This window comes from Nonomuraea sp. NPDC003707, from assembly GCF_053587055.1.
The window spans coordinates 46,422-63,676 of record NZ_JBSFNK010000053.1; the positions used below are offsets into that span (position 1 = coordinate 46,422).

At 73.0% G+C, this 17,255-nt stretch carries 1 protein-coding gene; it reads left to right on the plus strand.

Translation table 11 applies throughout. The features are described from left to right. Positions 1 to 5 precede the first annotated feature (5 nt). The coding region (locus ACWDRB_RS61010; protein WP_449910911.1) for an SDR family NAD(P)-dependent oxidoreductase at positions 6 to 17,255 on the plus strand (17,250 nt) is incomplete at its 3' end.

Below are 17,255 nucleotides of genomic sequence, written 5' to 3' on the forward strand. Positions count from 1 at the left end.
GTTCAATGTCCTACGAACGCTCCTCTCGTAGTTTCTCCGACGACGCGGTGGCGATCGTCGGCATATCCTGCCGCCTCCCTCAGGCCCCGGACCCGGACTCCTTCTGGCGGCTGCTGCGCGACGGGGGCGACGCCGTCACCGACGTTCCCAGCGGCCGGTGGAACTCCCCGGAGACCGAATCGCTCCGCGGCGGCTTCCTCACCGGCATAGCCGAGTTCGACGCCGAGTTCTTCGGGATCTCGCCGAACGAGGCCGCGATGATGGACCCCCAGCAGCGGCTGCTCATGGAGCTGAGCTGGGAGGCGCTCGAAGACGCCGGCATCGTCCCGGACAGCCTGCGGGGCACCGGCACCAGCGTCTTCATCGGCGCCATGGCCGGCGACTACGCCCAGTTGCTGCAGGGCACCGGCCGCGCGGCGCTGACCCGGCACAGCCTCACGGGCATCAGCCGGGCGCTGCTCGCCAACCGGATCTCGTACACGCTCGGGCTGAACGGCCCCAGCATGACCGTGGACTCCGCCCAGTCGGCCTCCCTCACCGCCGTGCACCTGGCCTGCGAGAGCCTGCGCAGCGGCGAGTCGGGCCTGGCCATCGTCGGCGGCGTGAACCTCAACCTGACCCCCGACAGCACGCTCGCCGCGCTCAGGTTCGGCGCCCTGTCGCCCGACGGCAGGTGCTTCACCTTCGACGCCCGCGCCAACGGCTACGTCCGCGGCGAGGGCGGCGGCATCGTCGTGCTCAAGCCGCTGGCCCGCGCGCTCGCCGACGGTGACCACGTCCACTGCGTGATCGCCGGCAGCGCCGTGAACAACGACGGCGGCGGCGACGGGCTCACCGTCCCCGACCAGGACGCCCAGGAAGAGGTCATCCGGCTGGCCTGCGAGCGGGCCGGCGTGCCGGCGGCCGACGTCCAGTACGTCGAGCTGCACGGCACCGGAACCCGGGTCGGCGACCCCATCGAGGCACGCGCCCTCGGCGCCGCCATCGGCACCGCCAAGGACGCGGGCACCCCGCTGCTCGTCGGCTCGGCCAAGACCAACATCGGCCACCTGGAAGGCGCCGCCGGAATCGTCGGCCTGCTCAAGACCGTGCTGGCCATCCGGCACCGCGAGCTGCCGGCGTCACTCAACTTCGAGACGCCCAGCCCGCTGATCCCCTTCGTCGAGCTGAACCTGCGCGTCAACACCGCGCTGTCCGCCTGGCCGCGCGCCGGCGAACCGCTGGTCGCCGGGGTCAGCTCGTTCGGCATGGGGGGCGCCAACTGCCACGTGGTGCTCGCCGAGCATCCGCGGGAGACGCCGCGACCGGCGCCCGGCCCCGCCGGGCCGGTGATCCTGCCGCTGGCCGGGCAGAGCGAGGCCGCGCTCCGCGCCCAGGCGGGCCGGCTGCGCGACCACCTGCTCGCCGAGCCCGCCGCCGACGCTGTGTCCGCTGCCGACGCTGTGTCCGCCGCCGTGTCCGAGGCCGTGGACACGGCCTACTCGCTGGCCACGACGCGCACGGCCTTCGACCGCCGCGCCGCGATCGTCGTCGACGAGCCGTCCGGACTGGCCGCCGCGCTCGACCGGCTCGCCAGGGGAGAGGCCGCCGCCGAGATCGTGACCGGCCGGCCGAGCGATGGCGACGTCGCCTTCCTCTACTCGGGCCAGGGCAGCCAGCGCCCGGGCATGGGCCGCGAGCTCTACGCCGCGTACCCGGCCTTCGCGCGGGCCCTCGACGAGATCGCCGCCTGCTTCGACGGCGAGCTCGCCAGGCCGCTGCTCGAGGTGATGTTCGACGATCCCGACGGGGTGTTGGGCGAGACCGGGATGACCCAGCCCGCGCTCTTCGCCTTCGAGGTCGCGCTCACCCGCCTGTACGAGCACTGGGGCATCCGCCCCGACCGGCTGATCGGCCACTCCATCGGCGAGATCTCGGCCGCGCACGTCGCCGGTGTGCTGTCCCTGGCCGACGCCTGCACCCTGGTCGCGGCGCGCGGCAGGCTGATGCAGGCCCTGCCCGCCGGCGGCGCGATGATCGCCGTCCAGGCCACCGAGGCGGAGCTCCGCCCCCTTCTCGACGATTCGGTCAGCATCGCCGCGATCAACGGCCCCGACTCCGTCGTGGTCTCCGGCGCGGAGGAGCGCGTCACGGAGATCGCCGAGGCGTTCCGCGCCCGCGGCCGCAAGACCCGCCGGCTGCGCGTGAGCCACGCCTTCCACTCGCCGCTGATGGACCCGATGCTCGCGGAGTTCCGGCAGGTGGCCGAGTCGCTCACCTACCGCGAGCCGGCCGTACCGATCGTCTCCAACCTCACCGGGGCCGTCGCGTCCGGCGAGGACCTGTGCTCGCCCGGCCACTGGGTGTGGCACGTCCGCGAGGCCGTGCGCTTCAGCGACGGCATCCGCGCGCTGGCCGACACGGGCGTGACCACGTTCGTCGAGGTCGGCCCCGGCTCGGTGCTGGCCGCCATGGGCCAGCACTGCCTGCCCGCCGACCCCGGCACCCGGTTCGTCGCCACGCTGCGGGACAACCGGGGCGAATGCCACAGCGCCGCCCTTGCCCTGGCCGAGCTGCAGGTACGCGGCACCGCGCCCGCCTGGGACGCCCTCTACCCGGGCGCGCGGCGCGTCCCGCTGCCCACCTACGCCTTCCAGCGCACGTACCACTGGCTTCCCGAGCCGGACGGCGCGGCGCCGCCCCCACCCGCGCCCCCGGAGCCGGCGGCCACCGGCGACGGGGCGCAGCCGCTCGCCGACCGGCTGCACGGCCTGCCGGGGCCGGAGCAGGAGCAGCTGGTCCTGGAGCTCGTACGGACCTGCATCGCGCTCGTCCTCGGCCACGCCAACGCCGCGACCGTGGACACCGCCACCGCCTTCAAGGCGCTCGGCTTCGACTCCTTCAGCGCCGTCGAGCTCAGGAACCGGCTCAACGCCGCCACCGGGCTCCAACTCCCCAGCTCGCTGCTGTTCGACTACCCCTCGCCGCAGGCGCTGGCCGCGTTCCTGCGCGCGGAGCTGACGGGCGGGCAGGCCGCCCAGGCCGTGGTGACCGCCGCCTCGGTGGCGGACGAGCCGATCGCGATCGTGGGCATGGCCTGCCGCTTCCCCGGCGGGGTGCGTTCCCCGGACGACCTGTGGAACCTGGTGATCTCCGGTACGGACGCCATCGGGGAGTTCCCCGTGGACCGCGGCTGGGACCTGGCGGCCCTGTACGACCCGGATCCGGACAGCCGTGGGACGTCGTATGCGCGGCACGGCGGCTTCCTGTATGACGCGGGGGAGTTCGATCCCGGATTTTTCGGGATTTCGCCGCGTGAGGCGTTGGCGATGGATCCGCAGCAGCGGTTGTTGCTGGAGGCGTCGTGGGAGGCGATCGAGCGGGCGGGCGTCGATCCGGGCGGGCTGCGCGGCAGCCGTACCGGCGTGTTCGCGGGCGCGATGGCCCAGGACTACGGCCCGCGCCTGCACGAGGCGACCGGGGCCGCGGAAGGCTACGTGCTGACCGGCACCTCCGCCAGCGTGATCTCCGGCCGCGTCGCGTTCTCGTTCGGGTTCGAGGGCCCGGCGGTGACCGTGGACACGGCGTGCTCGTCGTCGCTCGTGGCGCTGCACCTGGCCGCGCAGTCGCTGCGGTCGGGGGAGTGCGACCTGGCGCTGGCCGGTGGCGCGACCGTGATGGCGTCCCCCGGCATGTTCGTGGAGTTCTCGCGGCAGCGCGGGCTGTCGCCGGACGGGCGGTGCAAGGCGTTCTCGGCCTCGGCCGACGGCACCGGCTGGGCCGAGGGTGTCGGCATGCTGCTGGTGGAGCGCCTGTCGGACGCCCGGCGCAACGGCCACAAGGTGCTGGCCGTCGTCAAGGGCTCGGCGATCAACCAGGACGGCGCCAGCAACGGCCTGACCGCCCCGAACGGCCCTTCCCAGCAGCGGGTGATCCGCCAGGCCCTGGCCAACGCCGGGCTGTCGGCCGGAGACGTGGACGCGGTCGAGGCACACGGCACCGGCACCGTGCTCGGCGACCCGATCGAGGCCCAGGCGCTTCTCGCGACCTACGGCCAGGAGCGGGACCAGCCGCTGTGGCTGGGCTCGCTGAAGTCGAACATCGGCCACTCCCAGGCCGCCGCCGGGGTGGGCGGCGTGATCAAGATGGTCATGGCCATGCGCCACGAGGTGCTGCCGCAGACCCTGCACGCGGACGAGCCGTCCCCGCACGTGGACTGGTCTGCCGGCGCCGTTGAGCTGTTGACCGAGGCCCAGCCGTGGGAGCTCCGGGACCGCCCGCGCCGCGCCGCCGTCTCCTCTTTCGGCATCAGCGGCACCAACGCCCACGTCATCATCGAGCAGGGCGACCCGGCCGTCCCGACCCTCCGCGACGACGCGAACCTCCCCGCCGTCCCCTGGCTCATCTCGGCGAGGACACCCGAGGCGCTGGCCGGGCAGGCCGAGCGGCTCGCGTCCTGGGCCTCCGAGGCGACGCCCGAGATCCCCGTCGCCGCCGCCGGTGCCGCGCTGGCCGCCGAGCGGTCCGTGCTCGAACACCGCGCGGTGATCGTCGGCCGCGAGCGTGACGACCTGCTGGCCGGTCTGCGGGCACTGGCCGGCGGCCCCGCCGCGCCCGGCGTGCTGACCGGCAGCGGACCGGCGGGCCGGCTCGCCCTGCTGTTCACCGGGCAGGGCAGCCAGCGGCTCGGCATGGGCCGCGAGCTGGCCGCCGCCTTCCCCGTCTTCGACGAGGCGCTGGAGGAGATCTGCGCGCTGCTGGACCCCCACCTGCCGCACCCGCTGCGCGAGGTGATGTTCAGCGACCCCGACGGGGTGCTCAACGAGACCGGCATGACCCAGCCGGCGCTGTTCGCCTTCGAGGTCGCCCTGTACCGGCTGCTCGAATCCCTCGGTGTACGGGCGGACGTGGTGGTCGGGCACTCCGTCGGCGAGATCGCCGCCGCCCACGTGGCCGGGGTGTTCTCCCTCGCCGACGCCTGCACCCTGATCGCCGTACGGGCCCGGCTCATGCACATGCTGCCCCCGGGCGGCGCGATGCTCGCCATCGCCGCGTCCGAGGCCGACGTCCTGCCGCTGCTCGACGGGTACGAGGACCGGGTCGCCATCGCGGCCGTCAACACCCCGACCTCGGTGGTCATCTCCGGCGCGGAGGCCGCCATCGAGGAGATCGCGGGGAACGTCACGGCACGCAAGCGCCGGCTGCGGATCTCCCAGGCCGCGCACTCACCGCTGATGGAGCCGATGCTGGCGCCCTTCGAGGAGGCCATCGCGGGGCTGACCTACCACGAGCCCACGATCCCGGTGATCTCCAACGTCACCGGCAGGCTCGCCGAGCCCGGCCTGCTCACCAGCCCCCGCTACTGGGTCGACCACGTCCGACGGCCCGTCCGTTTCGCGGACGGCATCGCCGCCGCGGACGCCGCGCTCTTCCTGGAGGTGGGGCCCGACGGCGTCCTCACCGGACTGGCCCAGCAGATGCTCTCGGACGGCGTCTTCGTCCCCGCCGTACGCAAGGACCGCGACGAGATCGACACCTTCGTCCAGGCCCTCGGACAGCTCCACGCCTGCGGCGTCACCGTCGACTGGAACGCCTACTTCGGGCCCGCCCCCGCGCTCCACGTCGACCTGCCCACCTACGCCTTCCAACGTCAGCGGTTCTGGCTGGAGGCACGCGGTCCCGTGGACCTGCCCACCGAGCACGTCGGGCTGTTCGAGGTGGACTGGATGCCCGTACCCGCCACGGGCGATGCCACCATCGCGCCCGGCGACGTGCTCCTGCCCTGGCACGAAGAGGACGAAGGGGACGGGCCGGACCGGGCGCGCGCGGCCGTGCTCCGCGTGCTCTCCGCCGTCCAGGACTGGCTCGACGGCGAGCAGCCCGCGTCGGCCCGGCTGGTGATCGTCACCAGGGGAGCGACCGACGAGGTGCCCGACCTGGCCGGCGCCGCCGTGTGGGGCCTGGTCCGGTCGGCGCAGACGGAGTACCCGGACCGGTTCGTGCTGCTCGACGACGACGGCAGCGCCGAGGACGCCGTCGCCGCCGCCCTCGCCTACGACGAGCCCCAGCTGGCGATCAGGTCCGGCAAGATCCACGTTCCGAGGCTGGCGCGGCGCGGCCGGCCGGCGGCGGACCGGCCCTGGGATCCCGAGGGGACCGTGCTGGTCACCGGCGGCACCGGCGCGCTGGGACGCACGGTCACCCGGCACCTCGCCACCCGGCACGGCGTACGGAACCTCGTCCTCGTCACCCGCGACCCGCACTCGGCCGGGGCCGTCGCGATCGCGGCCGAGCTGGCCGAGCTCGGCGCGCACGCCGAACTGGTCGCCTGCGACGTCACCGACCGCGAAGCGCTGGCCGGGCTCATCGACTCCTGCCGCGACCTCACCGGCGTCGTGCACATCGCCGGCGTGCTCGACGACGGCGTCGTCCCGGCGCTGACCCCCGGGCGGCTCGACACCGTGTGGCGGACCAAGGCCGAGACCGCCTGGCTCCTGCACGAGCTGACCCGCGAGCGCGAACTGTCGGCGTTCGTGCTGTTCTCGTCGTGCGCGGCCACGCTCGGCAGCGCCGGCCAGGCCAACTACGCCGCCGCCAACGCCTTCCTCGACGCCCTCGCCCGCCACCGCCACTCGCTCGGCCTGTCCGCCACGGCCCTGGACTGGGGCCTGTGGGACAACTCCGCCGAATTCGGCGGCATGGCGGGCACGCTCGCCACGGCCGACCTGGCGCGCTGGGCCCGGCTCGGCGTCGCCCCGCTACCGCGCGACGAGGCGCTGGAGCTCTTCGACTCCGCGCTCGCGGGTGGCGCCGTGACGACGCTGCCCGCCCGGCTGAGCCTGGCCAAGGTCGCGGATCCCGTACCGGCGATGCTGCGCGGGATGCTGCGCAAGCCCGTCGAGCGCCGCGCGGCCGGCGGCTCCGGCTCCGGCTCCGCTTCCGGCGAGGCATCGCTGGCGCAGTCCCTGCGCGGGCTGAGCCCGGACGAGCAGGAACGCGCCCTGCTCGACCTGGTACGCGGCCAGGCCGCCCTCGTGCTCGGGCACGTGACGCCGAACGTCATCAGCGCCACCGGAGCGTTCAAGGACGCCGGGTTCGACTCGCTCACCGCGGTCGAGCTCAGGAACCGGCTCAACGCCGCCACCGGGCTGCAACTGCCCAGCTCGCTGCTGTTCGACTACCCGTCGCCCAAGGCGCTGACCGACCACCTGCGTACCGAACTGCTCGGCGGCTCCGCCACGCCCGCCACCGCGGTGCGGCCGGCCGGCCACGACGAGCCGATCGCGATCGTGGGCATGGCCTGCCGCTTCCCCGGCGGCGTGCTGTCGCCGGACGACCTGTGGGAACTGGTCGCGCAGGGCCGGGACGCGGTGGGCGAGTTCCCCACCGACCGCGGCTGGGACCTGGACCGGCTGTTCGACCCCGACCCCGGCAACCGGGGCACCTCCTACACCCGGCAGGGCGGCTTCCTGTACGACGCCGCCGACTTCGACGCGGCCTTCTTCGGCATCTCGCCGCGCGAGGCCCTGGGCATGGACCCGCAGCAGCGGCTGCTCCTGGAGGCCTCGTGGGAGGTCTTCGAACACGCCAACATCGACCCGGCCACGCTGCACGGCAGCCAGACCGGGGTCTTCACCGGCATCGCGCCGATGGAGTACGGGCCACGGCGCTCCGAGGGCTCCGACGCGGTCGAGGGATACCTCCTCACCGGCCAGCTGGCCAGCGTGGCGTCCGGGCGGGTGTCGTACACGTTCGGGTTCGAGGGCCCGGCGGTGACCGTGGACACGGCGTGCTCGTCGTCGCTGGTGGCGCTGCACCTGGCCGCGCAGGCCCTCCGGACGGGCGAGTGCGACATGGCCCTGGCGGGCGGCGCGATGGTGATGGCGTCGCCCGGCACGTTCGTGGAGTTCTCCCGGCAGCGGGGGTTGTCGGCGGACGGGCGGTGCAAGGCGTTCTCGGCCTCTGCCGATGGCACGGGGTGGAGTGAGGGTGTCGGCGTGCTGCTGGTGGAGCGGCTGTCGGACGCGCGCCGTAACGGTCACCAGGTGCTGGGGGTCATCAAGGGCTCGGCGATCAACCAGGACGGGGCGAGCAACGGCCTCGCGGCGCCGAACGGTCCTTCGCAGCAGCGGGTGATCCGGCAGGCGCTGGCGAACGCTGGTTTGTCGGCCGCTGAAGTGGACATGGTCGAGGCGCACGGGACCGGGACCAGCTTGGGTGACCCGATCGAGGCGCAGGCGCTTCTCGCGACCTACGGTCAGGAGCGGGAACGGCCTCTGTGGCTGGGGTCGCTGAAGTCCAACATCGGTCACACGCAGGCCGCCGCCGGTGTGGCCGGGGTCATCAAGATGGTGATGGCCATGCGGCATGGGCTCATGCCCCGGACCTTGCACGTGGACGAGCCGTCGCCGCACGTGGACTGGTCGGCCGGTGCTGTTGAGCTGCTGACCGAGGCCCGGTCGTGGGACGTTCAGAATCATCCGCGTCGCGCTGCCGTCTCGTCGTTCGGGGTGAGCGGCACCAACGCTCACGTGATCCTTGAGCAGGGGGATCTGGTCGATCCGGCTTCTGACGAGGTCGTGGGCTCGCCGGTGGTGCCATGGGTGCTCTCGGCGAAGAGCCGCGAGGCGCTGGTGCAGCAGGCCGGGCGGTTGGCGTCGTGGGTGTCGGCGCGGCCGTCGCTCTCGGTGCCGGACGCCGCTTGGTCGTTGGCGACGGGGCGTTCTGCGCTGGAGCAGCGTGCGGTCGTGGTGGGTGCTGATCGTGATGAGCTGCTGGCTGGGTTGCGGGCGCTGGCCTCGGATGGGGTTTCCGGGAGTGGCTCGGGTGGCAGGCTGGCGTTGCTGTTCGCCGGTCAGGGCAGTCAGCGGGTCGGGATGGGCCGGCAGTTGGCTGAGGCGTTCCCGGTGTTCGCCGAGGCGCTGGAGGAGATCAACCAGTTCCTGCCGATCCGCGAGGTGATGTTCGACGACCCCGATGGCGTGTTGAACGAGACGGGCATGACGCAGCCCGCGTTGTTCGCCTTCGAGGTGGCTCTGTATCGGCTGCTGGAGTCCTTCGAGGTCCGGGCGGATGCGCTGGTCGGGCATTCGATCGGGGAGATCGCCGCCGCGCACGTGGCCGGAGTGTTCTCGCTGGCCGATGCATGCGCGCTGGTGGCGGCCCGGGCCCGGTTGATGCAAGCTCTACCGACCGGTGGCGCGATGCTCGCGATCGCGGCACCCGAGGCGGAGGTTCTGCCGCTGCTGGAGGGTCGGGTGGGGATCGCGGCGGTCAACGGTCCGGCAGCGGTGGTGATCTCCGGTGATGCCGAGGCGATCGCGGAGATCGAGGGGCGGGTGAACGTTCGGACGCGCAGGTTGCGGGTCTCGCATGCTTTCCACTCGCCGTTGATGGAGCCGATGCTGGCTTCCTTCGAGGAGGCCATCTCCGGGTTGACCTACCACGAGCCCACTCTTGCGATCGTTTCCAACCTCACCGGTCGGCTGGCCGAGCCGGGCCAGCTGACCAACCCCGGTTACTGGGTGGAGCACGTGCGGCAGGCCGTGCGGTTCGCCGACGGAGTGACGGCTGCGGGGGCTGATTGCTTCCTGGAAGTCGGCCCCGATGGGGTGCTGACGGGGCTGGCTCAGCAGAGCATCGCCGATGGGGTGTTCGTTCCCGCGACTCGTAAGGACCGGGATGAAGTCCGTGCCTTGATGGAGGCGCTTGGCCGGCTGCACACCCAGGGGATCGCCGTGGACTGGACGGCGGTGCTGACCCCGGCCAGGCACGTCGATCTGCCCACCTACGCCTTCCAGCACCAGCGGTACTGGCTGGAGTCGGGCAGAGCCGTCAGCGACGTGACCGCCGCCGGGCTGAGCGCCGTTGAGCACCCGATACTCAGCGCGGCCGTGCCCGCCCCCGACTCCGACACCCTCACGCTCACCGGGCGGCTGTCCCTGGCCACGCTGCCCTGGCTCGCCGACCACGCGGTCAACGGCACCGTGATCCTTCCCGGCACGGGCTTCCTCGAGATCGCGCTGCGGGCCGCGGCGGAGACCGAGGACTGCGAGGCGGTCTCCGAACTGGCCATCCAAGCTCCTCTCGTGATCACGCACGAGCACCCCGTACAGCTCCAGGTGGTCATCGACGGGCCGGACGACGGCGGCCGGCGTGGCATCGCCGTGTACTCCCGCCCCGAAGGCGGCGACTCCTGGCAGCGGCACGCCCAGGGCACGCTCGGCCCCGCCGCCGCCGAACCCGGCTTCGACCTCGCGCAATGGCCGCCGGCCGGGGCGCAGCCCATCGACATCGACCACCTGTACGACGACCTGGCCGTCTCGGGCCTGGAGTACGGCGAAGCCTTCCAGGGGCTGGTGAGCGCCTGGCAGCGCGACGGCGCGGTCTACGCCGAGATCGTGCTGCCCGACCAGGCGCTGACGGGCGCGGAGCGGTTCGGGTTCCACCCCGCCCTCCTGGACGCGGTGCTGCACTCCATCACGCTCGGCGATCTCCTGCCGCGTACCGAGCCGGGGCAGCCGTTCCTGCCCTTCGCCTGGTCCGGCATCTCGCCGCACGCGGTGGGCGGGACCATGGCGCGGGTCCGTACGACGGCGAAGGGCCAGGGTGAGCTGTCGCTGAGCGTCGCGGACGACACCGGCGCGCCGATCCTCACCGTGGACTCCCTGGTGGTCAGGCCCGTGACGGCCGAGCTGTCGCCCGGGAGCACGCCGTACGCGCTGGACTGGGTGACCGCGCCCGCCACCGCCGGGCCGGAGCCCGAGCGCGTGGTGGAGCTCGACGGCCTGGCCTCGCTGGATGACGTGGAGGCGGTCCCGGACCTGGTGCTTGCCCGGGTCCCGGGCGGTGAGGGACGTATCAGGACGTACGAGGTGCTGGCGCTCGTCCAGCAGTGGCTCGCGGACGAGCGGTTCGCGCAGGCCAGGCTGGCGCTGGTGACCGGTGGGGCGGTCAGCGCGGTCGAGGGCGAGGTGCCGGATCTGTCCACCGCGCCCGTCTGGGGCCTGATGCGGTCCGCCCAGTCCGAGCACGCCGGGCGGTTCGTCATCGTCGACACCGACGACCATCCCGACTCCGCGGCCGCGCTGCTGCGCGCCTGCGCGTCCGGCGAGCCGCAGGTCGCCCTGCGGCAGGGCGAGCTCCGCGTGCCGCGCATCGTTCCCGTGACCCAGCCCGCGCCCGCGCCCGCGTCTATGACGGTGGACGGGACCGTGCTGCTGACCGGCGGCACGGGCGAGTTGGGGGCCCTGGCCGCGCGGCGGCTCGTCACCGGGCACGGCGTACGGCACCTGCTCCTGGCCGGCCGTCGCGGTGCCGCGGCGCCCGGCGCCCAGGCGCTGGCGGACGAGCTGACCTCGCTGGGCGCGCAGGTCACCGTGGCGGCCTGTGACGTCGCCGACCGCGCCGAACTGGCCGCCCTGCTGGCCGGCATCCCCGCGGACCGGCCGCTGCAGGGTGTCGTGCACCTGGCCGGGGTCGTGGACGACGGCGCCGTGACCTCGCTGACCCCCGAGCGGATCGACCGCGTCTTCGGCCCGAAGGCGGACGCCGCCTGGCATCTGCACGAGCTCACCGAGGACCTGTCGTTCTTCGTGATGTACTCGTCCGTCGCGGCCACGGTCGGCAGCTCCGGCCAGGCGAACTACGCCGCCGCGAACACGTACCTGGACGCCCTGGCCCTGCACCGGCGGGCACAGGGTCTGCCCGCCGCCTCCTTCCAGTGGGGGCTGTGGGAGTCGGACAGCGGCATGGCCGGCGCGCTGAGCCAGGTCGACGTCGCCCGGCTCAACAGGGTCGGGCTCGCGCCGCTGCCCGTGGCCGAGGGCATGGCCCTGTTCGACGCGGGGCTCGCGCTCGACAGGGGAGTGCAGATACTCGCCCGCCTCGACACAACCGCCCTGCGCCGCCAGGACGAGATCCCCGCCGTCTTCCGCTCCCTGGTCAAGGCCCCGGCGCGCAAGCCCGCGGCCCCCAGGCAGGCGAGGGCGCGGGCCGACAAGGGCGCGCTGCTGTCGCTCATCCGTACGAGCGTCGCGCAGGTGCTCGGCCACGCCGACGCCGACGCCGTGGACATCGGGACCGCGTTCAAGGACCTCGGGTTCGACTCGCTGAGCTCCATCGAGCTGCGCAACCGGCTCAACGCCGCCACCGGGCTGAGACTGCCCGCCACGCTCCTGTTCAACTTCCCCACTCCCGACGAACTCGCCGAGCACCTGCGCGCCGAGCTCACCGGATCCTCGCGGGCCGACCAGGTGGCCGCCCAGACCGGGACCGCCGACGAGCCCATCGCGATCGTCGGCATGGCCTGCCGCTATCCCGGCGACGTGGTCTCGCCCGAGGACCTCTGGCGGCTCCTCACCCAGGGCGCCGACGCGATCACCACCTTCCCCGGCAACCGGGGCTGGGACCTGGAACGGCTGTACGACCCCGACCCCGCCCACGCGGGCACCAGCTACGCCCGAGAGGGCGGATTCTTGCACGACGCCGACCTCTTCGACCCCGCGCTCTTCGGGATCTCGCCGCGCGAGGCCACCGCGATGGATCCGCAGCAGCGGCTGCTGCTCGAAACCTCGTGGGAGGCGATCGAGCGGGCCGGGATCAGCCCCAAGGCGATGCGCGGGAGCCGTACCGGCGTGTTCGCGGGCGTGATGTACCACGACTACGGCACGCGCCTGCCGCAGGCGCCCGAAGGGTTCGAGGGGTTCGTGCTCAACGGCAGCGCGGGCAGCATCGCCTCGGGCCGGGTCGCCTACACATTCGGGCTGGAAGGCCCGGCCGTGACGGTGGACACGGCGTGCTCGTCGTCGCTGGTGGCGCTGCACCTGGCGGCCCAGTCCCTGCGGTCCGGCGAGTGCGATCTCGCCCTGGCCGGTGGGGTGACAGTGATGGCCACGCCCAACGTCTTCATCGAGTTCTCCCGGCAGCGCGGGCTCGCCGCGGACGGCCGGTGCAAGGCGTTCTCCGCCTCCGCCGACGGCACCGGCTGGGCCGAGGGCGCGGGCATGCTGCTGGTGGAGCGGCTGTCGGACGCCCAGCGCAACGGCCACCAGATCCTCGCCCTCGTCCGGGGCACCGCGATCAACCAGGACGGCGCCAGCAACGGCCTGACCGCCCCGAACGGCCCCTCCCAGGAGCGCGTGATCCGCCAGGCCCTGGCCAACGCCGGTCTGACGACCTCGGACGTGGACGTGGTCGAGGCCCACGGCACCGGTACGACGCTGGGCGACCCGATCGAGGCGCAGGCCATCATCGCGACCTATGGGCAGGAGCGGGACCGGCCGTTGTGGCTGGGGTCGCTGAAGTCGAACATCGGTCACACGCAGGCCGCCGCCGGGGTGGGTGGCGTGATCAAGATGGTCATGGCGATGCGGCATGGGCTCATGCCCCGGACCCTGCACGTGGACGAGCCGTCGCCGCACGTGGACTGGTCGGCGGGGGCGGTCGAACTGCTGACCTCGGACCGCCCGTGGGACCCCCAGGACCGCCCGCGCCGGGCCGGAGTCTCGTCCTTCGGCGTCAGCGGCACCAACGCCCACGTGATCGTCGAGCAGGGCCCGGCCGCCGTCGAGCCCGTCGGCGAGGACGACCCGTCGATGCCCGCCGTGCCCTGGCTCATCTCGGCCAACGACCCCGCAGCGCTACGGGAGCAGGCGGGCAGGCTCGCGGACTGGGCATCGAGGGATGACGTATCGCTTGCCGGGGTCGGTAAGGCGCTTGTCGCCACGAGAGCGGTGCTGGAGCGGCGTGCGGTCGTGGTGGGTGCTGATCGTGACGAGTTGTTGGCTGGGTTGCGGGCGCTGGCTGAGGGTTCCTCGGAGGTGGTGGCTGGGGGTAGGTTGGCGTTGTTGTTCGCCGGTCAGGGGAGCCAGCGGGTCGGGATGGGCCGGCAACTGGCCGAGGCGTTCCCGGTGTTCGCCGAGACCCTGGAGGAGATCAACCAGCTGCTGCCGGTCCGCGAGGTCATGTTCAACGACCCCGATGGCGTGTTGAACGAGACCGGGATGACCCAGCCGGCGCTGTTCGCCTTCGAGGTCGCCTTGTATCGCCTGCTGGAGTCCTTTGGCATCCGCCCCGATGTGCTGGTCGGTCATTCGATCGGCGAGATCGCCGCCGCGCACGTGGCCGGAGTGTTCTCGCTGGCGGATGCGTGTGCACTGGTGGCGGCCCGGGCCCGGTTGATGCAGGCTCTCCCGACCGGTGGCGCGATGCTCGCAATTGCGGCACCCGAGGCGGAGGTTCTGCCGCTGTTAGGGGACCGGGTCGGGATCGCGGCGGTCAATGGCCCGGCTGCGGTGGTGGTCTCCGGTGATGCCGAGGCGATCGCTGAGATTGAGGATCGGGTGAGTGTTCGGACGCGCAGGTTGCGGGTCTCGCACGCTTTCCATTCGCCGTTGATGGAGCCGATGCTGGCTTCCTTTGAGGAGGCCATCTCCGGTCTGACTTTCCACGAGCCCACATTGGCGATCGTTTCCAACCTCACGGGCCGGCTGGCCGAGCCGGGGCAGCTGACCACCCCGAGCTACTGGGTGGAGCACGTGCGCCAGGCCGTGCGGTTCGCCGATGGGGTGGAGGCTGCGGAGGCTGACTGCTTCCTGGAGGTCGGCCCGGACGGAGTGCTGACGGGGTTGGCTCAGCAGAGCATCGCCGACGGTGTGTTCATCCCCGCCACGCGCAAGGACCGGGACGAGGTTCGCGCGCTGGTCGAAGCGCTCGGCCGGTTGCACACCCACGGCATCATCGTGGACTGGGACGCCTACTTCGCCTCCGTCCCCGCCCGGCACGTCGACCTGCCCACCTACGCCTTCCAGCGCCGGCGGTACTGGCTCGACGCCGGATACGCCACCGGTGACGTCGCCTCGGGCGGTGGGCTGGCGGCTGTCGAGCACCCGCTCCTGACCGCGACCGTCCCCTCTCCGGGGACCGACACCCTCACCCTCATCGGCCGCCTGTCACCGGCCACGCAACCGTGGCTGGCCGACCACATGGTCGGTGGCCGGGTGGTCGTGCCTGGCTCGGCACAGGTGGAGCTGGCGGTACGGGCCGGGGACGAGGCCGGTTGCCCGGTGCTCGACGAGCTCACCCACCAGACCCCGATGGTCCTGCCCGAGCGGGGCACCCTCCATCTCCAGGTGGTGGTCGGAGCCGCCGACGAGTCGGGACGCCGGCCGGTGACGATCTACTCGAGGGCCGAGGACGCCACGGACTGGAGCCAGAACGCCCAGGGAACGCTGGCCCCGGCCGCCGCCGTACCCGGCTTCGATCTCACGCAGTGGCCGCCGCCCGGCGCGCAGTCCCTCGACGTGGGGAGCGTCTATGAAGACCTCGCCGCGACCGGCATGGAGTACGGCGGCGCCTTCCAATGCCTCAGGGCCGCCTGGAAGAGCGACGACGCCGTCTACGCCGAGATCGCGCTGCCGGAGCACACCGAGACCCGGCGGTTCGGCCTGCACCCGGCGCTGCTCGATGCCTCCCTGCACGCCATCCCCATGTCCGGGCTGCTGCCGCAGGCCGAACCGGGACGGCCGTACATCCCCTTCGCCTGGAGCCAGGTGGCGCTGCACGCCGACGGCGCGACGCTGCTACGGGTCAGGATCGCGCCCACGGCCGGCCCCGGCGTGGTTACGCTGACCATGGCGGACGCCGCCGGCGTGCCCGTCATGGAGGTCGGCTCGCTCACGCTGCGCCCGAGCTCCGCCGACCCGCGGACGACCGGTTCCAACAGCCTGTTCCAGATCGACTGGGTGCCGGCCGGTGGCCGTACCGCGCAGAACGACCTTCAGTACGAGATCTTCGACGTACCCGTGACCGAGGCGGGAACCCCGGAGGCGATCAGGCACGCCACCCATGCCGCGCTGGCGGCGGTGCAGGAGACGCCCGCGCGCCTGGTGGTCGTCACGCACGGCGCGGTCGCGGCGACCCCGGACGACGTGCCGGACCCGGCGCAGGCGGCGGTGTGGGGCCTGGTACGCGCCGCGCAGGCCGAGCAGCCGGACCGGTTCCTGCTCCTGGACGTGGACGACGACTCGACGGAGCCGGTCTCCCAGGCGCTGGCCACCGGTGAGCCCCAGGTGGCGGTACGGGCCGGCCGGCTGCTGACCCCGCGCCTCAAGCGGGCAGCAGGGCCGGTTTCGGGGCCGGAGCAGCTCAGCGGGCCGTTGTTCGGGTCCGAGGGGACTGTGCTGGTCACCGGTGGCACCGGCGGGTTGGGCGCGTTGGTGGCTCGGCATCTGGTGGTCGCGCACGAGGTCAGGCACCTGCTGCTCGTCAGCCGTCGCGGTCTGGAGGCGCCGGGCGCGGCCGAGCTGGTGGCCGAGCTCTCTGACCTGGGCGCCGAGGTGGACGTGGCCGCCTGCGACGTCGCGGACCGCGAAGCCCTCGCCCGCCTGATCGCCGACCGCCCGCTGATGGGCGTCGTTCATACGGCAGGTGTTCTGGATGACGGTGTCATCGCCTCCCTCACGCCGGAGCGCATCGACGCCGTCCTGCGGCCCAAGGCCGACGCGGCGTGGCACCTGCACGAGCTCACGCAGGATCTCGATCTGACCGCTTTCGTGCTGTTCTCCTCCCTGTCCGGGGTGCTGGGCAGCGCGGGCCAGGGCAACTACGCCGCCGCGAACACGTACCTGGACGCCCTGGCTCAGCGGCGCAGAGCGCAGGGCCTTCCGGCGACCTCGCTGGCCTGGGGCCTGTGGGCGACCGGCGGCATGGCGGGCGAGCTGGAAGAATCCGACCTGCGCCGCCTCGAACGCGGCGGCATCACACCCCTGCCCATCGCCGACGGGCTGGCTCTGTTCGACGCGGCGGTCAACGGCGACCGCGCCGACCTGGTCCCGGCTGCGCTGAGCATGCCGGCGCTGCAGGCCCAGGCGCAGGCGGGCACGCTGCCCGCGCTCCTTCACGGGCTGGTCCGCGTGCCTGCCCGCCGTACCAGCACGACCACCAGCGCGAACCCGGCCGATCTCCTGCAGCTGGTCCGAAGCCAGGTGGCCACGGCGCTCGGGTTCCAGAGCGGCGACGCGGTGGAGCCGACCAAACGGTTCCAGGAGCTGGGCTTCGACTCGCTGACCGCGGTGGAGTTCCGCAACCAGCTCAACGCCGCGACCGGGCTGCGGTTGCCGGCGACGTTGGTGTTCGATTTCCCGACGGCTGAGGCGGTGGCGGAGTTCCTGGCGGGTGAGCTGGGCGGTGGGCAGACCTCGCAGGCCGTGGTGACCGCCGCCTCGGTGGTGGATGAGCCGATCGCGATTGTGGGGATGGCGTGCCGGTATCCGGGG